This window comes from Nostoc sp. FACHB-190, assembly GCF_014696905.1.
Lineage (GTDB): Bacteria > Cyanobacteriota > Cyanobacteriia > Cyanobacteriales > Nostocaceae > Nostoc_B.
The window spans coordinates 55,946-78,876 of record NZ_JACJQW010000015.1; the positions used below are offsets into that span (position 1 = coordinate 55,946).

Genomic DNA, 22,931 nt, shown 5'->3' on the forward strand with positions numbered 1-22,931 from the left:
CAAGGATCGAGCATTGAGCGTTCGCGTAGCGTCTCCCTTGGGGAGAAGTCGAAATGCGTCTTCTAAATAATTGTGTCTACTTACTTATCTGTTCATCAAGCACTTAAAGTATAAGTTCGATAATATGACTCAAGCACAAATCGAATCCAAATTATACAGTTTCGATGAATTTATCAAATGGTATCCTGAAAATTCAGAAGTTCGGTACGAACTGCATGATGGAGTAATTATCGAAATGCCAAAGCCAAAGGGAAAACATTCAAATCTCACAGGTTCCCTAATCGAGCAACTATTGATAATTATTAGACAGATAGGCTTTAGTGGAGTTTGGTTTATTCCCAGAGAATCGATTATCAAACCTAAACGAGAAAAATCAGGTTATGAGCCAGATATCATCGTTTTAAATAAACAAATTCTTGGGGATGAACCCTGATGGGAAAGCGAATCAATTATTCAAAATCCTGATTCTGTCAAATTAATTGTTGAGGTAGTTTCTACTAATTGGCGTGATGATTATTACGATAAATTTCGGGATTATGAGGAAATGGGGATTGAGGAATATTGGATTATTGATTATACCGCACTAGGGGCGAGAAAATTCATTGGTAATCCGAAGCAACCCACAATTTTTGTTTGTAACTTGGTTGATAAAGAGTATCAGATGACTACCTTTACAGGAAATATGACTATTGTTTCTCCTACCTTGCCTCAATTTAATTTAACCGCACAGCAAATTTTTGATTTAGCTTCGTAGTAGAGCGTTAACTAAGAATGTATGACTTTATCAAGTTATGTCGCGGAAAACCTTTTTTATCGCTCAACTGCTTATTTGCTAGTTGCATCCTCAAAAATATCAGGGATTTTGTTGTTGTAAAGATGATTGACGACTGCTACCTTAGCAAAACCTAGTGTATATACTTAAAAGTAGAAGTTTTACATTTATTTGGGTGGATTGTGAGAAACCCTAAGCTACTTGCTTTATTTTTAAGCTTATCTCTAGCGACAACACCACAATTGGCATCTGCCCAAACTCCTGTTGATAAGCCATTTCAACAAGGCAATACTGCCCAAGAAACTGGTGAATATTCTAAAGCGGAAGCAATTTGGCGTGTCATTCTGGCAATTGATTCCTATAATGCTGGTGCATACTACAACCTGGGCAACTTGCTATCTGACCAGAAAAAACCGGATGAGGCAATAGCAGCATACCAAAAAGCTATTCAACTTGATCCAAACTATGCGGCGGTATACAACAATCTGGGCGTTGAACTGTCTAACCAGAAGAAACTGGATGAGGCAATAGCAGCATATCAGAAAGCTATTCAACTTGATCCAAACTATGCAGTAGTATACAACAATCTGGGCGTTGCGCTATCTAACCAGAAGAAACTGGATGAGGCAGTAGCAGCATATCAGAAAGCTATTCAACTTGATCCCAACTATGCAGCAGCATACAACAATCTGGGCGTTGCGCTATCTAACCAGAAGCAACTGGATGAGGCAGTAGCAGCATATCAAAAAGCTATTCAACTTGATCCCAACTATGCAGCAGCATACAACAATCTAGGCGTATCATATTCACATGTATTGAGTATAATCTCACGTGTAAGCGTGATAAGCTCATCATATCAGCGTTTCAATTTAATAAAAGATAAATCTCGAACTCCTACCACTGCTGATACATTAGCTCATACTAGTTTAGGTTTAGCTTTACAGCAGCAAGGGAAATTAACAGAGGCGATCGCAGAATTTAAACAAGCTATTTCCTTAGATCCAAATTACGCAATTGCTCAAAATAACCTTAAGGAAGCAGAACGGCTGTTAGCAATACAGAAAAATTCACAACACTCTATTAAAAGCACAAAATTCTTTTGTGGTCAAAGCAATGGTGTACCAATTACGTTTGCTCGTTCCTCGGATGGACAGAAAGTACCAATAATTAAATGGGTTTCTCAAAACTACTCCTCATCAGAGTTGTCAGCTGAACGCCGATGTACAGAGGTATCTCGCAGATTTCAAAGGAACTATGATAACAATACGCTAAAGTTTATCAAGGCTGGAATCTTTAAAGGTGAACCAGTTTTATGTGCTGTTGTTAGCGTCAATGCTCCTTGTACAGATAGTACTTTATTATTCACTCTCAAGCGAGGTATTGATCCAAATAAAGTATTGAGGCAGTTACTTGATGTGACAAAGCTTGCTGCTAGCCGTCCTCTTGAGCTTAATTTAGATAGCCAAGGTGCTTACTTAGTAGATATCAAAACTTATATAGATCCACAACCAGAAGTAGTAAATGATCGCCAGTGGCTACCTAGTTCTCAAGAAGAACCATTAGTTGGAGTGTTACGTTCTGTGGTGCGGATTGTTGCCGAAATTCCCACTGGCAATAATATTGGTGCTGGTTGGGTGGTGAAACGTGAAGGAAACACAGCCTGGGTTCTCACCAATCGTCATGTAGTTACAGATGCACAAGGCACAAAACGCGCCAGTGAAAGAATCGAGTTGGAGTTTTATAGTCAACCGCCTCCTGGTAAGTTTCCTCCTCGGTACAAAGCCCAAATTGTGCAAATTACAAAGCCCAACGATAAATTAGATTTAGCTTTACTTAAAGTTACAGACATACCAGAAGATATTCAAAAACTAACAATATCTTCTGGCAATGTGCGGCGTACTACCGAAGTAATCGTAATTGGCCATCCCAGCAATGGCGGTGATTGGACTACTGAATCAGGCAGAATTAGCAATGTAATTTCTCAAGAAAACAAGCTGCAAATTACAGCCACTCTTGCAGAAGGCAATTCTGGAGGGCCAATCATTGATAAAGAGACATATGAGGTAATTGGCTTTATGGTGCAGATTACTGATTCTAGTTCACGAAGAGAAAATGCTGCTAGAACTCAGTTTCAATCCTCAACGCTGTCCCCGTCCACAGGCGGTTTTGGTTTTGCCTACAGTATGAATGCAGTAATTAAAAAACTTCGTGAATGGGGCATACCTGAATGAAGTGATTAGAAATAAATATAACTATGTTATGAAAAAAGTTGTTGTTTAGACACAATTTGTTGTCGTTAGGACACAAATCTATATCATTACAAAACCATAATTTAATAATCAATGAAAAATAACAGCGATAATTATGAAATATAAATTTTTATTCCCTAGTTTATTTATTTTCAGCCTTAGTACCCTTCCAGCCCAAGCTTGCCCCTCTGGCAACCCTGAAACCACTGACTACATTCGCCGTGATAACAACCGTTGCGAAGGCATACAAACAAGAGATGTAACTTCTGGTATTAGATTAATTTCCATTGCCACTCGTGGCATTACTAACTATCCTGACCTTATAACTCTGCAAATTCCTCGCGTGGGCAACAGCAACACTACTCCAGAAGTCAAATTACAATCCTTGAGTAAAAATTATCTTTTAGATAACTTATCTTTAAAACGAACTCAAGGTCTTTTTACCTTTCCCTTAAAACCTGATGTTTTAAACGCAGCCGCAGTTCCCCCCAACAGTCTACGCGCCCTTGCTTCAGTCAATTCAATTTATCTACCAGTTACCATTGGGAAGCCTTCTGGGCGATATGAATTTGTGTTTTATACTTCTCGTCGGGCAACATTTCCTACCTTTGCAATTTTGCGTAAAGGTAAAGTTATTTACAAAAGCCCTCGAAATAATTACCAAAATGGTGAAGTTGTATTTACTTGGCACGCTCTCAAAGCCCCTGCTGGTCGTTATCAAATCCATGTCATAGCGCAACAAGAACGTATTGGCAGAAAAGATGAGCCATTTGAACGGCGTTATGATTTTGACCACAATCCCAACTGGCTGAAATAAATCATGGTATTTAGGCAAAAGACTAGCAAATTACTGCGAATTATCAAAAATTTAATTATTGTTTTGGTACGTTCTGTTTATACAGTTATTAAATTCATTTTCCAAGTTTTGAACCAGTTGGGTAAATATTTAGCTGGTAAAAGATTATTTGTGATTGTACTGTTGTTATTAATAATTTTTGGTATTGTTAGTCTTTTTATTCTGATTCCTGGCACTCATGTTTTTGAAGGTAATCTCGTTGTAAAAGAAGTGAGTTTTACCTATAATGACCAGCAACCCAAGCTATTTTTACAATCTGTTAGGCGAATTAAAAAGCTAGAAACAGAAGGTATTCAAACATTAACTTTCACAGGCAAATTCACTAGCCAATCTTCGCCAAAACTAAATCAGTTAAATACGCTCAAAATTAATTTAACTGATAGTCAGAGTAAGTTAATTATTACCCCAATTAACTCGCCAATAACCAGTGAAATAGATTTAAATGAACTCCGACTACAACCAAATACTAAAGTCGAAGGCTTAACTTATGACTTTTATCGTCAAAGAATAGCTTTTTCTCTTAAACCTCAAGCTACACCAGAGTTAGACAGTCAGCCGAATATTTTAAATCTTTATTTAGGAGAGCAACCAGTAAAAATTAGTTTACAAGGCTATAAATTACCAGAAGTAAAGTTACCAGAAATTCAAGATTCACAAACACCATTAGAATTTACTTTAAATCCCGATATTAAAGAATTAAATTTGAAAATTAGTCAAGATAATACTATTTACCTGACTGCATCAGAATTACCAGAAGATGATGAACAATGGTTTCGGAGCAAAATCACTACCAAAGATGTTATTTTTGAGCGTTTAGAAAGAAGTGGTGATATTAGAGATGATTTAGCAATTTCTACGATCATCGAAGGCAAAGTCCAAATGGCAGAACAGGAACGAGAAATTAAACAAGGTCAATTTCTCATGGCAGCAAAACCTGATATGCCTTTAGATATAAGATTAATACGCCATATTCAGATTTTGCCTAAAAAAGGTTTAGAAGTTCGTTTCGTTGGTAAAACTCAACAAATTAACATTGGGTTAGATAAAAATTTTCCAGTATCCAGTATCAAAGGTAGTTTTTTAGATGGTATCTTACCTCGTGATACAATTATTGCTGTGTTTTCTTTTACGGCTGGTATGATTACCTCTTTGTTAACTTATATAATTGAAAATGCTTCTAAACCAGATTCAAAATAAAGTTATTATCTATCTGTGATAAAACATCTAATTTTACACAATTCCTAAACTTTTCTTGAATAAATGGAACCCCAATTTCTTTTAGAAATTGGGGTTCTCAGTCTTATGGTGCAGAGATTAATTAATAACTAGAACATTTGGAACAAAAATGGGGACTGAATCTACAATATTGACTGCCTGTTACTGCATAAACCGTACAATAGGGGAAACTAGTAATTGCAACTGTAGCTTTTGTTGAGGTGGGCGCTGTTGTAGATGCTTGATTAGACCTGATTTTAGCTAGAATCCCAGACAGAAACTTAGGTAATGCCAAACAAGCAGTCGCATTGATTAGAGTGAGGCATATTGCATCTGTGAAATCTATAGGTAATCACCCCCATTGAAAAGTTAGGTGGTCACTGTTTTTGATGTTCGCCATCAAAAATTAAGCAATCATTGGTGAATGTATTGCTTAAAGTTTATATAACTTCACTCTAACATAAATTTTTATCAATACAATCGTTGGACTGACGAAATAACTGACACAATCCGCGATCTAGAAATTGAGGAGAGTATTGTAGTGTGGATAGCAGAATAAACTAGAACTTAAAAATTACTACAATTTAGGTAATGTGTTATGTCCAAGACCCAATCTGCATCTTCCATATTATTAAACATCAGTGAGAGAGAAAGGCTGGCATTTCAAGGTTCTGTAGATTACTCAAAAGTAAATTTACTCTCGGAGATTTGGCCTTTAGCTGCAAAAGAATTTGGGAATATTGTGGCGTTGCGAAATCCCCATTCCAAACCAGAAACAGTTGTTACATATACTCAGTTAGCGGAACAAATTCAACAATTTGCGGCAGGTTTGCAAGCTTTAGAAGTCCAAGCAGGCGATCGCATTTCCTTAATTGCTGATAATAGTCCTCGCTGGTTTATTGCTGACCAAGGTATTATTACGGCTGGCGGTGTGGATGCGGTGCGTAGTTCGCAAGCCGAGAAAGAAGAACTGCTGTTTATTATTGCCAATAGCGGCAGTACAATTTTGGTAGTTGAAGATTTAAAAACCTTAAATAGATTACGCGATCGCCTATATGACTTACCAATTCGCGTCATTATCTTACTCTCTGACGAAACGCCACCAACAGACGACGCACTCAAAATCCTGAATTTCAACCAGTTACAAGAAATCGGGGTAAATCGGACATTAGTGCGACCGCAACAGTCTCCTGATGACTTAGCAACGTTAATTTATACATCTGGAACCACCGGAAAGCCCAAAGGTGTAATGCTGTCCCACAGCAATTTAATGCACCAGGTGAAATATTTGCGGGCGATCGTCCAACCACACCCAGGTGATGTTGTGTTGAGTATTTTACCAACCTGGCACAGTTACGAACGTAGTGGTGAATACTTTTTGTTATCACAAGGTTGCACTCAAGTTTACACAAACTTGCGTTCTGTCAAACGCGACTTGAGAGAATTTAAACCAAATTATATGATTGCCGTCCCCCGGTTGTGGGAATCGATTTATGAAGGTGTCCAGAAGCAGTTTCGAGAACAACCAGCCAACAAGCAACGCCTGATCAACTTCTTAGTAGGGACAAGCGAAAAGTATATCAAAGCGCAACGCATTGCCCAAGGCTTGAGTTTAGATCATATTCAGGCTTCCAGCGTAGAAAGAATTTTGGCTAAAATTCAAGCCTTGGCATTGTTACCGTTGCATCTTTTGGGAGAAAAGATTGTTTATGCCAAGGTAAGAGAAGCCACAGGCGGACAAATCAAGCATGTGATTAGTGGTGGTGGCGCATTACCAAGGCACATTGATAACTTTTTTGAAATTATTGGTGTAGATATTTTACAAGGTTACGGTTTAACCGAAACTTCTCCCGTGACGAATGCGCGTCGTCCTTGGCGAAATTTCCGTGGTTCATCCGGTCAACCAATTCCAGGTACAGAAGTAAAAATTGTAGATCCTGAAAATCGCCAGCCTCTCCCAAAAGGACAACGAGGTTTAGTGCTGTTGCGGGGGCCACAAATCATGCAAGGGTATTACCAAAATCCCGAAGCAACCGCCAAAGTGATTGATGCTGAAGGTTGGTTTGATAGCGGTGATTTGGGTTGGGTCACACCAGAAAATGACTTGGTGCTGACTGGCAGAGCCAAAGATACAATTGTTTTGACCAACGGGGAAAACATCGAACCACAACCAATTGAAGATGCGTGTTTGCGATCGCCTTATGTTGACCAAATCATGCTCGTAGGGCAAGATCAGCGCAGTATTGGTGCCTTAATTGTCCCCAACCTGGAAGCCTTAGCAAAATGGGCTGAAAGTCAGAACGTGCAAATAAATCTACCAACTCAACTCAGCACTCAGGACGGGCTAAACGCCTCGCTACCGCTAACAGCACTCAGCACTGGTGTTGACCTAGAGAGTAAAATAATCCAGGATTTGTTTCGCCAAGAATTGAATCGGGAAGTTCAGAATCGTCCAGGTTATCGTTTAGACGATCGCATTGGGCCATTCAGGCTGATTCTAGAACCGTTTTCTATTGAAAATGGCTTGATGACCCAAACACTAAAAATCCGGCGACACGTTGTTGCAGAACGCTACCGCGACCTGATTAACGAAATGTTTGCCTGATAAAGCAGAATTCAGAGTCAAGAATTCAGAATTCAGAATTGATGAAAAACAGTTACATTCTGAGTTCTGACTACTGACACCCTGATTTCTTTGTTGATAATTTCCAATGCAAACTTTATAGAGTGAACGCGAAATATGGATCTTTCCAACCCCCAACTACTTTTGAAGCGCATCGTCAATGTCAAAGTGATTGTAACTCCTTTGTGGAAAGAGGAAGTACAACAGCAATTACAAGCCCAGATCAATCAACTTGATCAGCAATTGCAGCAACTAGACCTCGAAGGACAAAGAGCGATCGCAGCCATTCAAAAGCAAAGTATCCAACCACCTAGCCCCCAAACTCTGCAACAAATCGACAACATCCAACTGCAAGTTAATCAAAAGAAAAGCGAATTCCTAGAGCAGAAAAACCAAATGCTGCAAAACCTTCAGCAAGTACAACTGCTGGAGTTAGATCAAGAAGTTAACCAATTTCAAATGGAAGGATTTTTCCGTGTCGAAAAAGGTGATAACTTAATTAGCAAAATGCAAGTTGAAATCGTCATCCGTGACGGCATTATTGAAGATATTCGCGGAGATATCTAAATAAAGTGTGAAATATGAAGTATGAAATCTGAAAATTTTATACTTCATACTTCACACTTCAGACTTTTACTTTGGCGACTCCCAGATTTACATTGTATCTGGGAGCCAGCCCAGATAATTTCCCAGACAGGCGGAGAACTAACTAAAAGCGATCGGCCAAAAGTATTCATTTCCACCCGATATTTAATCGCCGTTACAGCAGCACTGTTTTGGGGAATATGTGTAATTGTCACTAAAGCTTGATTATGTTGCGGATAAATCACTTCAACCTTACGTGTTCCTTTCACTTCCTCCACATCTTCAATCGCATTTAACGCCAGAGTTTTGGGGTCACTCCCTTGCAGAGCCGAATTAAGACTTGTTAATGGTATAGATTTATAGTTAACTCGCTCTGGATAAACCAGATGATTTTCAGAATGTTGTATCACTGAAAATTGTTCTTTTTCGGGATTTTCAGTATTAATAACTGTTGCCGGAGGTTGATGTTGAGTGATATAAACACTAGTAGCAGCAGTAATAAAAATACTGAGTAATAAAATCCTCAGAAACTTCCACTTGCCTGACAGCATAAGCTTACAAAAATTTCCTACAGAACTAATTGTTAATTCTGAATTTTAAATTCAAGTTAAACCATTGATCCTATACACGTCCCTAAGAACAAAATCCTGATAAGTAAGTTTACATAATTATCTAGAAGACGCATTTCGACTTCGCTCAAGTTGTCAAAAAGCAATACAGACGGACTCTTATTGCACCTGAAAGTTCCTGTAAACATTTATCCACAAATACTAAAAGATTAATTCCTGTAGGGTGTGTGAGGCGCAGACTGTGTAGCTCATTCATCACCAAAACTATATACCAGCGCCTCACGCACCATCATCTGGCTACTTACAGCACTTTTGAAGCAAGCGAGGTACACCGTGAGTATTAAGTAATGAGTAATAAATAAATTTCTGACTCGTTACTCATTACTTAATACTCATTACTTTTTCCAATCAGTTGCTGTACCTCATAAACATCGAATCTGCTGTAAGATTTACTAACCTATCTATCTCCGCAAATTTGCGATAATATGACGCTAAATTCAGTGACTCATCTTTATGACCTCGAATTTTGCGCTTTTAAAGCGGATATATAATGTTTTTGACCCGTTCCGACCTTTACCCGCAGGAGATCCGGCTTATGTTGATTGTTCAGAAGTGCGGGGCGACGGCGATATATTAGTAGAAATCGGCAGAGAGATTTTATACTCAGACAGAATGACCTCGCAACTGTATGCAGGTCATCGAGGTGCGGGGAAGTCTACAGAACTGCTGCGTTTACAGAAATTTTTAGATGACGAAGGTTGCTTTGTAGTTTATTTTCCCGCCGATGAAGAAGATATTGACCCAGAAGATGCTCAATATACTGATATTTTGTTAGCTTGTACCCGCCACTTAGTAGAAGCATTAAAAGATAGCACTCCTCCAACTGTTTTGTTGAATTGGTTACAAGAACGTTGGCAAGATTTAAAAGATTTAGCACTAACTAAAGTTTCTTTAGAAAGTCTAAGTATCGAAGCTCAGATTTCTCAATTTGCTAAATTAACAGCAAATTTGCGAACAGAACCCACTCAACGCCAAAAAATTCGAGAACAGATTAACCCCCATACAGTTACTTTAATTGCGGCGTTAAATGAGTTTATTCAAGATGCTAAAAAGCACTTACCTTCAGGATATTCTCAACTAGTATTAATTGCTGATAACTTAGACCGAATTGTACCCATACCGCAAGAAGATGGACGCAGCAATCACGACCAAATTTTTCTTGACCGGAGCGAACAACTCCAAGCTTTAGATTGTCATTTACTGTACACAGTACCAATTTCTTTACTATATTCTAATCGCGCCGCCGACCTCGCTAATACCTATGGTAGTACTCAGGTATTGCCCATGATTATGGTGCAAACACCTGATAATCAATCATACCAAAGGGGTATTAATAAAGTTATAGAAATTTTACAAAAACGCCTGAATTTGATAGACCCTAGTTTATCTATTGTTGATATGTTTGAGGAGCGAGGAGCATTAGAAAGACTATGCTTAATGAGTGGAGGTCATGTGAGAAATTTATTATTATTAATGAAGGAGGCGATTAAATACACTAACTCTTTACCCATTCCGACTAGAGCTTTACTGCGTTCTGTTAGCGAGTTGCGGAATACTTATCGCAATACAGTTTTTGCTAATCAATGGGAAGCACTAGCAACTGTGCATTATTCTAAAGAGATAGTAAATGATTCACTGTATCGAGATTTATTATTTAATCGCTGTATTTTAGAATATCGTTATTTAAATGGAGATGGAGAAAGTCAAGTTTGGTATGATATTCATCCTCTGATTAAGGGAATTAAAGAATTTCAAGACACCTTTAATCGATTGTATCCGGGATAGATGAATGCAACACTGTTAAATATTTTTACCCCACCCTAACCCTCCCCTTGTAAAGCAGGGCTGTTTCGTTCCCTAAAAGTCTCTAATTTACAAGCGTATCAAGCAAAAAAATCAGGTGATTCAAAAATTTTATTTACTCATGAGCCTGGCGATCGCACTTAAATTTACTGGTTAAAGCAGTAATTTGTCGATTACCAACTCCCTAAAATTTTTGGATGATACTCTTGACAAAATCCTGATCAAAGCGAATGAAACAGCCCTGGGATTAAGGGGGGTAATTAGACTTATGTTTGCACCGCAGCCTTTCCAAGAAGGGATTAATAGGATTAAAACCAGAACATAGAATTTTTAAAACATGCTCTGAAACTATCAAGCATCAAACAGTTAAAACTATGTCACTAGAACTAACTGATTGGGATCAGGATTTACCATCACAAGCAGAAGAAGAATATCAAGCCTTAGTGCGTACGCTTAATTTTACAGAAGGATTTGGCTTATTATTTGTGCGTTGCTCTCCGGCTGGGGGTGAGCAGTTAATTACCAAGGTACAAACAGATATTAGTAATAAAAATATTCAAGTTTTGCGACTTGAGAAAGCAGTAAATAATTTATATGAAATTATTGATAATTTAGATAATAAACCCGTAATAAATATTCTATTTATTACAGGTTTAGAACATTCATTTTATGAATATGAAGAATGCAAAAGCTTACATGGTTGGCAGAGTAAAGATATTTATACATACAGTTGGAAAGGTGTACCGCCTGTTTTAATTAACCTGAACCAACAACGAGAACGCTTAAAGGAAAACTTTAATATCTGTTTTGTGTTCTTGCTACCGATATTTGCAATTAAATATTTCATTCAACGTGCGCCAGACTTTTTTGATTGGCGTTCTGGTTTGTTTGAATTTCCTTTGGATTCTGAAACTTTAGAACAAGAATCATCGCGGGTTATTCAGGAGGCAGATTATGAGAAATATCTCACTCTCACGCCAGAGGAAAGAACAAAGGAAATACTCAGAATTCAAGAATTAATTGCAGAAGATAATCAAACACATGAACGACAATGTGAATTACTGTTTAAGCTCGGAAGATTGCATTCTGCTGTACAAGGTTATAAAGAAGCGATCGCCTCTTTAGACAAAGCTTTGGAAATTAAACCTGATGACCACCTAGCTTGGAACTGGTATGGCTACATACTGAATAATTTAGGACGCTATGAAGAAGCAATCGCCTCTTTAGACAAAGCTTTAGAAATTAAACCTGATGACCACCTAGCTTGGAACAATCGGGGCTATGCGTTACGTAATTTAGGACGCTATGAAGAAGCGATCACCTCTTTAGACAAAGCTTTAGAAATTAAACCTGATGACCACCTAGCTTGGTACAATCGGGGGATTGCGCTAGAGAACTTAGGACGCAATGAGGAAGCGATCGCATCTTTAGAAAAAGCTTTAGAAATTAAACTAGATTACCACCTAGCTTGGAACTGGTGTGGCTACATACTGAATAATTTAGGACGCTATGAAGAAGCAATCGCCTCTTTAGAAAAAGCTTTAGAAATTAAACCTGATGACCACCTAGCTTGGAACAATCGGGGCTATGCGTTACGTAATTTAGGACGTTATGAAGAAGCGATCGCCTCTTTAGACAAAGCTTTAGAAATTAAACCTGATCACCACGATGCTTGGCACAATCTGGGGATTGCGCTAGAGAACTTAGGACGCAATGAGGAAGCGATCGCATCTTTAGAAAAAGCTTTAGAAATTAAACCAGATTACCACTATGCTTGGAACTGGTATGGCTACATACTGAATAATTTAGGACGGTATGAAGAATCTATCATTTCCTATGAACAAACATTAAAAATTAAACCGGATGACCACTATGCTTGGTTTGGTAGAGGACAAGCTTTACGGAATTTAGGACACAATGAAGAAGCGATCGCCTCATACAATAAAGCTTTAGAAATTAAACCTGATTTACACGAAGCTTGGCACAATCGGGGGATTGCACTCAAGAATTTAGGGCGCTATGAAGAAGCACTTACTAGTATTGATAAGTCTTTTGAATTTAAATCTGATGACTATTATTCTTGGAAGTGGCGAGGTATAGTACTTTCTGCGTTAGACAAATATGAAGAAGCACTCACTAGCCTAGATAAAGCTTTGGAATTTGAAATTAATGATGACTTCCATTATGCTTGGAACTACCGAGGGTATGTGCTAGAGAATTTAGGACGCAATGAGGAAGCGATCGCATCTTTAGACAAAGCTTTAGAAATTAAACCTGATTTACACGAAGCTTGGCACAATCGGGGGATTGCACTACGGAATTTAGGACGCTATGAAGAAGCGATCGCCTCATATAACAAAGCTTTAGAAATTAAACCTGATTACCACGAAGCTTGGTACAACAAAGCTGGCTGTTATGCAATTCAAGGTAATATTGAGCAGACATTAGAAAATCTACAACAAGCAATTAATCTCAATCCTGACGAATATCGAGAAATGGCAAAAACTGACTCTGATTTTGATAATATTCGACATGATAAAAGTTTTCAAGCATTAATTCAAGGTTAGCTACTGAGCAGTTAAAAAATATGTCAGACACAATCGATATTGAACAAGCTATATTAGAAAGTCTCCGAAGTCTCTCCCATGACAAGCAACAAGAAGTGTTAGATTTCGTAGAATTTCTTGTGCAGAAAACTGCCAATCAAAAGCATTTAGTGAATGAAGCTGTATCCAAACCACAAAAACGTTTATCTCTCCAAGAAATTGCTAGGCTACCAATAGCAGAACGGCACAAAATCCTAGAACCTTTTATTGCAGCCACAGCCGAAGATTTTTTAACTGACACTGAATTAACTGAGTTTTCGGTTTTAGACGGCGAAGATTGGGAGATAGAAGATGACTAATCCCAAAAAAGGTGAAATTTGGCTAGTACAACTCGATCCCACCAGAGGACAGGAAATCCAAAAAACTCGCCCTGCTGTTGTGATTAGTTCTGATATTTTCAGTTCTATAGCCATGCGAATTATTATTCCGGTAGCAACATGGCAACCTAAATTCCAAAATCGCCCTTTCATGATTCCCATTCAGCAAACTGATGAAAATGGCTTAGATACAAACTCAGCAGGTAATGTTTTGCAAGTCCGTAGTGTAACAACTCAGCGATTTGTTCGGTGTTTAGGAAAAGTATCAGCAGCCGTTATGGAAGAATTACTGATTGCCTTATTTCTTTGTGTTGATTACGATCCTGAAAACAAAAACTGAAATTAAAAGCAACTATCATTTATTTTATTAAGTAAAGATACAGCCATCCAAAGAAAAATTTTAGAATTAATAGAGGCGATTCTTGTTAATAAGTTTCCTAATTTGAGCAGGGAGGAGATAAAGGCAATGTTAAGTTTGGAATTAATTAGAGGTACAAGAGTATATCAAGAGTTAAAAGAAGAAGCTAGAGAAGAAGTTAAACAAGAAGTCAAAGAAGAACTCAAGGCAGAAGCTAGGGAAGAAGTTAAACAAGAAGTAAAGGCAGAAGTTAGAGAAGAAGTCAAGCAAGAACTCAAACAAGAAGTTAAGCAAGAACTCAAGGCAGAAGTTAAAACAGAAATGATTGCCAAGCTGCTGCAACGTGGAATGAGTGTAGAAGAAGTAGCGGAGATATTAGAGTTAGATGTGGAAGTTATTAGAAATGTAGCAGGTGAGCAATCATAAAGCTGGTCAATAAGAGGACAAGGGGTATGGTGTAGGGTGCAGGGGGAATTGAGGAAGCCCCGACTCCCTCATTGGTGCGCGACTTCAGACCATTGGTGCAACCCCGGTCAGTTTCCCAAAGCTCGGCTGTGCGCTGCAACAATAGGCGAGAATTAATAATTTTCAGCACCGTCCAGATATTGTTGACTGCGCGGTGACATAAAATAGAAAGTCTAAAACTCTCTAGCCAAGATACAATTCGATCTGGCAAAAGCTGTTAAAGTCCATAAATTATTTATCGATTCTGAAACCACCATATATGAGCATTCACGAAATATTCATGCCGGCGCTTAGTTCCACCATGACCGAAGGTAAAATTGTTTCTTGGGTAAAATCGCCAGGGGATAAAGTGGAAAAGGGCGAGACAGTGGTGGTTGTCGAGTCAGATAAGGCAGACATGGATGTAGAAACCTTTTATGAAGGTTATCTAGCTCACATCATTGTAGATGCTGGTGGCACTGCGGCTGTAGGTAGTGCGATCGCTTATGTAGCTGAAACTGAAGCAGAAATTGAAGCCGCAAAATCTCTCGCTAATTCCGGTAGCACTGCGGCGACGACTCCTGCGCCTGAAAAAGTACCAGCAACAGCCTCTGTCGGCGCACCCACAGCCGCTCAAAACGGTAACGGCTCGAACCACAAAGAAGGTAGACTCGTCGCTTCCCCCCGCGCCCGCAAGTTAGCAAAAGAATTAAAAGTTGATTTAACTAGCCTCAAAGGTAGTGGCCCCTACGGTCGTATTGTGGCTGAGGATGTGGAAGCTGTAGTAGGTAAGGCTAAACCAGCAGCCCCCGTAACCCCTGCACCAACTGTTGCACCAGTTCAACCAGCAGCACCAGCCCCAGCAGCACCCGCACCAGTTCCCGCCGCCGCCAGCAGTGCAGTTTCTGGTCAAGTTGTACCTTTCACGACTCTGCAAAATGCTGTAGTACGGGGTATGGTTGCGAGTTTAGCTGTACCTGTTTTCCGTGTCGGCTACACCATTACCACCGATGGTTTAGATAAGCTTTACAAACAAATTAAATCAAAAGGCGTGACCATGACTGCGCTACTGGCGAAAGCTGTTGCAGTCACATTACAAAAACATCCCTTAATCAACGCCAGCTATTCTGAGCAAGGAATTGTCTACCATTCTGATATTAATATTTCTGTCGCTGTGGCAATGGATGACGGAGGATTGATAACACCTGTATTGCGGAATGCAGACATGATAGATATTTATTCTCTCTCACGCAATTGGAAATCTTTAGTAGACCGCGCTCGCGCCAAACAATTACAACCAGATGAATACAACAGTGGTACGTTTACCCTGTCTAACTTGGGGATGTTTGGTGTCGATACTTTTGATGCAATTTTACCACCAGGACAAGGTTCAATTCTGGCGATCGGTGCGGCTCGTCCCCAACTAGTTGCTACTGCTGATGGTTTGTTTGGTGTACGCCAACAAATGCAGGTTAATATCACCTGTGACCACCGCATTATTTATGGCGCTCACGCCGCCGCCTTCCTGCAAGACTTGGCGAAGTTGATTGAAACTAACGCCCAATCTTTAACACTGTAACTTATGACAGCAGGCAGAAGAATTTGAGATTTGTGCCTGAATTTATGATCCTCTGACCGATAACACTGAATTAATAAAATCAAAAATAGAGACTTGGATTATTGAATAATTCAGGTCTCTGTTTTTATGTTAACGGTTAGAAATAATACTGGACGCATAGTATTTATAGCAACTATATTATGGGAGACATCTACAGATAGTTTGGCTGCTTGATTCGCAAAAAACAGCCAAAAAAGGAGTTTATATGGCTTATCGCTACAAAATATTGTCGATTGATGGCGGTGGTATTCGCGGTATCATCCCAGGAATTATTCTGGCGGAAATTGAAAAACGTGCAGGTAAACCAATTTGTCAGTTATTTAATTTAATTGCTGGAACCTCTACAGGGGGGATTTTATCTGCTGGTTTAACCAAGCCTCATCCCCATCATCCCAATCAACCACATTTTAAGGCGGAAGATTTAAATAATATCTATCGCAAAGAAGGAAAGCGGATTTTTGCTGAATCTACACTAGCAAAAACTTTCAAACTTGATGATATTGTCAAGGCCAAATATTCTTCCAAAGGCAGAGACGAAGTTTTAACAGAATATTTGCAAGATACTGCCCTCAAGAAAGCACTAACTGACTTGTTTATTACTAGCTATGATATTGAATTACGGATGCCGATTTTCTTTGTCAATAATGTCAAAAACCAAAAATTAGGCGAAAACTTCCGCAAAATTTGTGATGGTTACACTATGAAGCAAGCAGGAATGGCTACTTCTGCTGCACCAACTTATTTCAAACCTTATAAAATTGATACTGTCGGCGAGAAAAGCGGTTACTATGCTTTAGTGGATGGTGGTGTATTTGCCAATAATCCTACATCTTTGGCAATTATGGAAGCTTTAATTTCATCTGCTAGACCTGATCCCCAAAACCCTGACAAAAAACCCCTGACTATCAATGATATTCTCGTAGTTTCATTAGGTACAGGCTCTCTGCTTCGTCAATATAATTACAATCAAGCTGTAAATTGGGGTTTGGTTCAGTGGGTACAACCGTTGCTGAGTATTACTTTGGATGGTAGTAGTGAGTCGGTAGCTTGTCAATTAGAGCAGATGTTACCACAAGCTGACGGTTATCCTAAACAATACTATCGTTTCCAAGGACAGTTAACTGAAGCTAATGACGATATGGATGATACTAGTCCAGAAAATATTGCTCGATTAATAACATTAGCACAACAGATTATTAAGCAACGAGATTCAGAATTAGATGAACTTTGTCAGCAGCTAAAATCAGGCATTAATCTACAAGAACAGCCAGAAAAATCTCTGGTTGTCGGGAGATAGCCTTTCAGAATCTAAAACTTCATCGCCATACCACATTATTCTGTAGAGACGCAATAAATTGCGTCTTTATTATTTCAGGACTTACGCACCAAAATTGTCTATATCTTTATTTGACTGCTATCTTCAACACGAGATTTTTAATTATAAAAATTTGTTGAATCGTAATTATACGATTTTCATTAAAAATGAAGAGTTTTTCATATTCTTTTTATGATTTTACTTTAAACTTACTTAGATATGAACGAATAATAATACCAAATTATGCTTTTTATATGTTGAATAAAATATCGTAATTGTATCCTTTGTTTTGTGAGAAATTAATCGCAAAATTGACTCATGAAACGGCTAGTAAGGAACAAATTAAATTATGTCTCTCAAAAAAATTACTTGTAGTGTTCTTCTTTTGACATCTGCGATCGCATCTGTGGCTTATGCTGGTTCTGCCCATGCTATTAGCTTGACTTACACCGCAGGTGCTTACAGAACACCCAAAGTTACAAATGAAGGTGCGTTCTCGGAAAGTGTTAACAACAGTAATTTTGTCACTGTTGATTTCAATAATGTCAATGACAAAAATTTTAAAGGCAACGATCTAGTCGAGTACACATTCTCTCAAGGTAGCTATGCGACCAGCCCTGGAAGTACAGGTATTTTTAATGATCAATGGGCTCCGGCTGGTGTAAATGGTGAAGTCAACCAAAGCAAATATTTAGCAGTATTTGCAAATAACTCTGTCAGCATCAAAGCCAAAAGTGGTGGCGTTTTCAACTATTTTGGTTTGGATGCAGGTGCTTTAAGTGGTGGTAACACTTTTGAACTACTTAAAGGCGGGGTAACAGTAGCGAAATGGAACTTCGAGCAGTTGAATAAGATTGCTACCGTTGTTGGTATCAATATGAATAACCAAAAGAACGGCTTCTTTGAGTTTTTCTCTGACGGTAAAGACGATAACTTTGACGAAATCAGACTTTCTCAAGTTGGGGGTGGTGGTTTTGAATCTGATAACCACACATTTCACCTGGGTAAAGGTAAGTTTTCTCAAGCTCAAGCTACTCCTGAGCCTAGTGTTACTTTAGGGATGTTAGCCGTAGGTGGTATGTTCTTGTACCAACGCCGCAGACAAAAATTACAAAATAGCTAGTCAGCCTAGATTTGAAATTTGTTGATATGGGCTAAGTGGAGTTGTAATTGTATCTACAATAACTTCAACTAGAATAAAAGGATTTCTGCAAAGACCATAATTTATGATTATTTCTCCAGTACGCTTTTGAGTATCTGGAGATATTCGTAAGTAGTTAAACATAATTAATTACACAAAGTCATTGCGAATGGAGCGAAGCGAAATGAAGCAATCGCAAGGGCTGGGATTGCTTCGCTTCGCTCGCAATGACTGTAATTAATTTTGCGTGGTTACTTATTTATCCATATTTTGCTATTTGAGAGAAAAACTGGGTGCTAGATTCAACAATATGGCGTATTTAGAGGGATTTGACTAAATATTTCACCATTCTGACTCTTAGATTTTGGCTCCTGAATTCTTAACTATGGGTATATCGTCAATATAGTAATTAATACAGATAACTCAATCAATAATTATGGTGTCATTAATATAAGTTATCAATCCTGGTATACTTACGTTTAAGTTAACATGATATTTTTGTGATTTCTGCCGATAAATTATATCTTCAGGTAATTGATTATATACTCAGTTGGATTATATAAATTATGTAATGTGGCTATATTTGGTTAAAAATTAAAATAGTTGAAATTATTCTTCAACGACATATTTTCCGGGAATTTCCCCAAATATGGATATTATAGATTGTGCATTAAATAACATCTAGTAATTTGTGAACTGGCATAATTACTATGTTGTTAAGATAGTTAAAGGCTAGTTGTCCAAGAGTTGTTATTAGTAATTTCACCCAGACATACTTAAATTAGTTTTATTTGCAAGTGATAAATTGTACAAAATAATGATTCTAAACTTTCTAAAATATGCAATTTTAAATGCGATTTATCTTGAAGAATTTGTCTTAAAATCACTCCACGGGTATAAGGCAGAATCATGGTTAACTCTTGCAACACCAACCGGGAAATATTATGGCGACAGGTTTGGGGATTAGCTGCTTTATTAGTAGCTATGATCCTCTGTTGGATGGCGTACGCTTTTTATCAACCAAGGATATTGCAAAATTTAGACTTGGTTGAATTAGCGGGTTGGTTGGGAATTGTGCAAGGGTTAATCGTTGCGGTGGTTGAACCTTTGAATGGGGGAATTTCCGATCGCCTCCAGCAACGTTTGGGTAGTCGCTTACCAATGATTAGTACGGGAGTGCTGTTAGCTGGGGTGATTTTTGTCAGTGTTTCGTTGTTGGCTGACTACAATTTACCCGCAGGTATGCGGTGGATCATTCCCGTACTGATGACAGCTTGGGTAATGGCGATGATTATTTTTCGCGGCCCGGCGATCGCACTTTTAACTCAGTTTGTCCCGACAACCGCATTACCCCAAGTTAATGCCATCTTAGTACTGATATTTGGTACAGTGGGAGCGATCGCACCTTTATTACACACCTTACTTGATAGTATGGGTGCGTCAATTACCTTTATGTTAGGTGCGATCGCTTTAGTTTTGGGTGCATATATTCTGCAATTATTCACTCCCAAACATACTTTGATTGCTGCAATTCAGCCAGATAAATCGACGACTGCGCCTTCTGTATTATTACTCCTAATTTTTATCATCGGTTTAGCGACAGGATTTGAAATTAACTTGTTATTTAGCATTTTTCCCCAAAAGTTGCAAACTCAGCTACCTGGATTGTCAGTAGAATTTGTTGCTTCGGAAATACTCTTAGTTTCTGCGATCGCATCTGTACCTTTAGGTGACTGGACAGCAGATTTAGGTGCAAACAAGTCAATGTTGCTGGGTGTGGGAACAATGACGGGTTTGATGGGGTTAACAGTATTAAATGATAGTTCGATTCTGGCGATCGCTTTAATTTTGACTTTTGGGATAAGTTTAAGTTTAGTCTTGATGAGCATCATTCCCTTGGTGTTAGGGAAACTAGCTGTAACTCAGGCTGGCTTGGGTATAGGTTTATATTTGGGTGGGAGTGCTGGCGGAACTGCGATCGTTTCACTCTTAATCAAGCAAATTGGTATAACATCCGTCGCTGCATTTTTGTTGGCGGAAGTCGCCTGTGTGGCAGTAGCTTTGTGTATTCTTTTGTGTAAGAAAGTTTCTCATATCAAATCTCTGTAAGCCTCCACTAAATAATTATTATTGAATGACTTGGCGCTCTTGGCGTTCTTGGCGGTTCGTCAAAAAATTAAGTGCATCTTCATGGAGAATTGGTATTAAGTCAGCTACTCATGAGAAAATCTCACAACCAAACATCAAAAAGGGACTCTTGACTAGGTAGTAGAATTTTTACTCAGCACTCAGCACTCTCAAACTAGGATTGGGGAATAAAACATTGAAATGGCTTTCTATTATAGGTATTGGCGAAGATGGGTTACAGGGTTTAAGTGCGATCGCCCGTTCTATAATTGCCCAAGCTGAAGTTATTATCGGAGGCGATCGGCATTTGGCGATGCTTCCCAGTGATGATCAGCGCCAGAAAATTCCTTGGACTTCTCCGTTTAGTGCATCAGTCGCCGAAATTATCAGCCGTCGTGGTCAGCAAATCTGCATTTTAGCCAGTGGCGATCCTATGTGTTACGGCGTGGGTGTGACTTTAACTCGACACATTCCCATTTCAGAAATCACAATTATTCCCGCACCTTCAGCCTTTAGCCTCGCCTGCGCCAGACTGGGATGGTCATTAACAGAAGTCGAAACTATCAGTTTGTGTGGTCGTCCCGCAAGTTTGCTTCAGGCTTATATTTATCCCCAAGCCAAGTTATTAATTTTGAGCGCCGACAAGGAAACACCGCAAATTGTGGCAGAAATCCTGAAAAATCGGGGCTATGGTCAAAGTAAAATGATTGTTCTAGAACGTTTAGGTGGCATTCATGAACGAATAATTGCAAGTACAGCCGCCGCTTGGAGTGAAACAGAAATTGCTGACTTAAATACCATCGCCGTTGAATGTCTGGCTGACATTGACGTTACAGCCTTACCAAGATTACCAGGATTGCCAGATCATGCCTTTCACCATGACGGACAATTAACCAAACGAGAAGTCAGGGCAATTACTTTATCAACATTAGCACCCTTACCAGGGGAACTTTTGTGGGATGTCGGCGCGGGTTGTGGTTCCATTTCCATTGAATGGATGCGGACTCATCCCCGGTGTCGAGCGATCGCCATTGAACAAAATTCATCTAGACTGCAATATATTGCCGATAACGCCGCCGCTTTGGGTACACCAAACCTAGAAGTTATTGCAGGGAAATCACCCCCAGCTTTGCAAAACTTACCCACACCAGACGCGATTTTTATTGGTGGTGGCGTGACAGCAGCCGGATTGTTTGATATTTGCTGGACAGCACTACCTTCTGGCGGTCGTTTAGTCGCCAATGTTGTCACCATCGAAGGCGAGCAAACCTTATTTCAATGGTATGAAAAAGTTGGTGGCAGTTTTACCCGCATCGCCATTCAACGAGCAGAACCCATTGGTAAATTTTTAGGCTGGCGAGCAATGGCTCCTGTGACTCAATGGATTGCTATCAAATAGAAAAAACCTGCTACAAATAAAAGGGAGAATATGAGAAAAGCGTACACAGTCTAATACCATTGTGGATTTTGGATTTTAGATTTTGCGAAAAGTTGCGTGGGCGGGTTCCCCGACTTGAGCAAACTTTTCAAGACAGATTTTGGATTAGGTAAGGGTTGATCGGTAAGCTTTTGAGCCATCCATCTGTCGCAATCATTTTTTGATTTAGTATAATTTTATACAGCGTTTCTCCAAAACTGATAACTAGCCTCCAGCCTCTAGACCCTCCTTTATACTTAGTTATGAAATTTGTCTCATCGGGACTGCCTTCTGCTATAGTTACAATTTTTATCGGTTAATATGGCGATCGCATATTCAAAAATCCCAAAACTGCCCGATTATGTTGTGTGGGTGTATCTTAACTCTTAATTATGCTGAGTAGTGTTGACCGATTATTATTTGTGCGCCGAGTCCCGATTTTTAAAGAATTGCGGGATGATTTTATCGTGCGGCTAACTTCAGTCATGCACGAGTTGTCATTTCCGGCAAACTATACAATTTTTAGACAGGGTGAAGAAGGGCGATCGCTTTATATAGTGGTATCAGGTAGAGTTAAAGTCCACATTGGTAATAAATTTCTCGCAGAAGTAGAACAGGGAAAATACTTTGGCGAGATGGCAGTATTTGATACACAGCCCCGTTCTGCCACTGCGACCACCATCGAACCTTGTGAATGCTTAGAACTCACACAAGAACAACTTTATGACGCAATTGAAGAAACTCCCGAAATTGCCGTCAACATCATTCGTGAGTTATCACGGCTCATCCGCAGACTGAATGAGAGTGTTGAAGTAACTCATTCATAGTCTTCTACAATTGGGATTAATACACTTGA

Annotated in this window: 17 protein-coding genes and 2 pseudogenes; 18 read left to right on the forward strand and 1 reads right to left on the reverse strand. The window is 39.0% G+C overall.

Features of this window, described 5'->3' with window-relative positions:
* The first annotated feature begins 124 nt into the window (after window positions 1–124).
* From H6G28_RS17340 to H6G28_RS17365, 6 genes and pseudogenes are all read left to right on the forward strand, one after another.
* A pseudogene (locus H6G28_RS17340) lies at window positions 125–754 on the forward strand (Uma2 family endonuclease).
* A gap of 200 nt (window positions 755–954) precedes the next feature.
* Window positions 955–3,003 carry a tetratricopeptide repeat protein gene (locus H6G28_RS17345; RefSeq protein WP_190672624.1) on the forward strand — a complete coding sequence of 683 codons (2,049 nt, stop codon included), beginning with the start codon at window positions 955–957 and terminating at the stop codon, window positions 3,001–3,003.
* A 133-nt stretch (window positions 3,004–3,136) separates the two neighbouring features.
* Window positions 3,137–3,838, forward strand: coding sequence for a hypothetical protein (locus H6G28_RS17350; protein WP_190672628.1), 702 nt, complete (start codon window positions 3,137–3,139; stop codon window positions 3,836–3,838).
* Between the two features lie 3 nt (window positions 3,839–3,841).
* Window positions 3,842–5,074: a hypothetical protein gene (locus H6G28_RS17355; RefSeq protein WP_190672630.1), complete on the forward strand. Its 1,233-nt coding sequence runs from the start codon at window positions 3,842–3,844 to the stop codon at window positions 5,072–5,074.
* A gap of 616 nt (window positions 5,075–5,690) precedes the next feature.
* Window positions 5,691–7,697 carry an AMP-dependent synthetase/ligase gene (locus tag H6G28_RS17360; protein ID WP_190672633.1) on the forward strand — a complete coding sequence of 669 codons (2,007 nt, stop codon included), beginning with the start codon at window positions 5,691–5,693 and terminating at the stop codon, window positions 7,695–7,697.
* Between the two features lie 135 nt (window positions 7,698–7,832).
* Window positions 7,833–8,282: a YlqD family protein gene (locus H6G28_RS17365; RefSeq protein ID WP_062295191.1), complete on the forward strand. Its 450-nt coding sequence runs from the start codon at window positions 7,833–7,835 to the stop codon at window positions 8,280–8,282.
* 44 nt (window positions 8,283–8,326) lie between these two features.
* On the opposite strand, the gene H6G28_RS17370 is transcribed toward H6G28_RS17365, so the two are convergent.
* Window positions 8,327–8,851, reverse strand: a complete 525-nt coding sequence (locus tag H6G28_RS17370) for a hypothetical protein (protein WP_313888529.1) — start codon at window positions 8,849–8,851, stop codon at window positions 8,327–8,329.
* Between the two features lie 531 nt (window positions 8,852–9,382).
* Here H6G28_RS17370 and H6G28_RS17375 point away from each other — a divergent pair.
* The 12 genes and pseudogenes from H6G28_RS17375 to H6G28_RS17425 all read left to right on the forward strand — a co-directional run bounded on the left by H6G28_RS17375 (window position 9,383) and on the right by H6G28_RS17425 (window position 22,902).
* Window positions 9,383–10,714 (forward strand): AAA family ATPase, encoded by a 1,332-nt coding sequence (locus H6G28_RS17375; RefSeq protein ID WP_190672636.1) that lies wholly within the window; start codon window positions 9,383–9,385, stop codon window positions 10,712–10,714.
* A 392-nt stretch (window positions 10,715–11,106) separates the two neighbouring features.
* Complete coding sequence (locus H6G28_RS17380) at window positions 11,107–13,299, forward strand: tetratricopeptide repeat protein (protein WP_190672639.1); 2,193 nt, start codon at window positions 11,107–11,109, stop codon at window positions 13,297–13,299.
* A 20-nt stretch (window positions 13,300–13,319) separates the two neighbouring features.
* Window positions 13,320–13,637, forward strand: coding sequence for a DUF2281 domain-containing protein (locus H6G28_RS17385; protein ID WP_190672641.1), 318 nt, complete (start codon window positions 13,320–13,322; stop codon window positions 13,635–13,637).
* Entirely contained in the window at window positions 13,630–13,995 is a 366-nt protein-coding gene (locus H6G28_RS17390; RefSeq protein WP_190590554.1) for a type II toxin-antitoxin system PemK/MazF family toxin, read from the forward strand. Before H6G28_RS17385 ends, H6G28_RS17390 begins: the two co-directional genes overlap by 8 nt.
* A gap of 45 nt (window positions 13,996–14,040) precedes the next feature.
* Window positions 14,041–14,115: pseudogene (locus H6G28_RS37390) on the forward strand (DUF2887 domain-containing protein); the annotation flags it as partial.
* Between the two features lie 6 nt (window positions 14,116–14,121).
* Complete coding sequence (locus H6G28_RS17395) at window positions 14,122–14,439, forward strand: hypothetical protein (protein ID WP_242051374.1); 318 nt, start codon at window positions 14,122–14,124, stop codon at window positions 14,437–14,439.
* 298 nt (window positions 14,440–14,737) lie between these two features.
* Window positions 14,738–16,036 (forward strand): dihydrolipoamide acetyltransferase family protein, encoded by a 1,299-nt coding sequence (locus tag H6G28_RS17400; RefSeq protein ID WP_190672643.1) that lies wholly within the window; start codon window positions 14,738–14,740, stop codon window positions 16,034–16,036.
* A gap of 244 nt (window positions 16,037–16,280) precedes the next feature.
* Window positions 16,281–17,372 carry a patatin-like phospholipase family protein gene (locus H6G28_RS17405; RefSeq protein WP_190672645.1) on the forward strand — a complete coding sequence of 364 codons (1,092 nt, stop codon included), beginning with the start codon at window positions 16,281–16,283 and terminating at the stop codon, window positions 17,370–17,372.
* A gap of 367 nt (window positions 17,373–17,739) precedes the next feature.
* Complete coding sequence (locus H6G28_RS17410) at window positions 17,740–18,513, forward strand: Npun_F0296 family exosortase-dependent surface protein (protein ID WP_190672647.1); 774 nt, start codon at window positions 17,740–17,742, stop codon at window positions 18,511–18,513.
* A 927-nt stretch (window positions 18,514–19,440) separates the two neighbouring features.
* The gene (locus tag H6G28_RS17415) at window positions 19,441–20,640 is read left to right on the forward strand and encodes an MFS transporter (protein WP_190672649.1); all 1,200 of its coding nucleotides are present in this window, start codon (window positions 19,441–19,443) and stop codon (window positions 20,638–20,640) included.
* Between the two features lie 214 nt (window positions 20,641–20,854).
* Window positions 20,855–22,057, forward strand: a complete 1,203-nt coding sequence (cbiE, locus tag H6G28_RS17420; protein ID WP_190672651.1) for a precorrin-6y C5,15-methyltransferase (decarboxylating) subunit CbiE — start codon at window positions 20,855–20,857, stop codon at window positions 22,055–22,057.
* 410 nt (window positions 22,058–22,467) lie between these two features.
* On the forward strand, window positions 22,468–22,902 hold the full coding sequence (locus H6G28_RS17425; RefSeq protein ID WP_062286916.1) for a cyclic nucleotide-binding domain-containing protein: 435 nt from the start codon (window positions 22,468–22,470) through the stop codon (window positions 22,900–22,902).
* The last annotated feature ends 29 nt before the right edge of the window (window positions 22,903–22,931 follow it).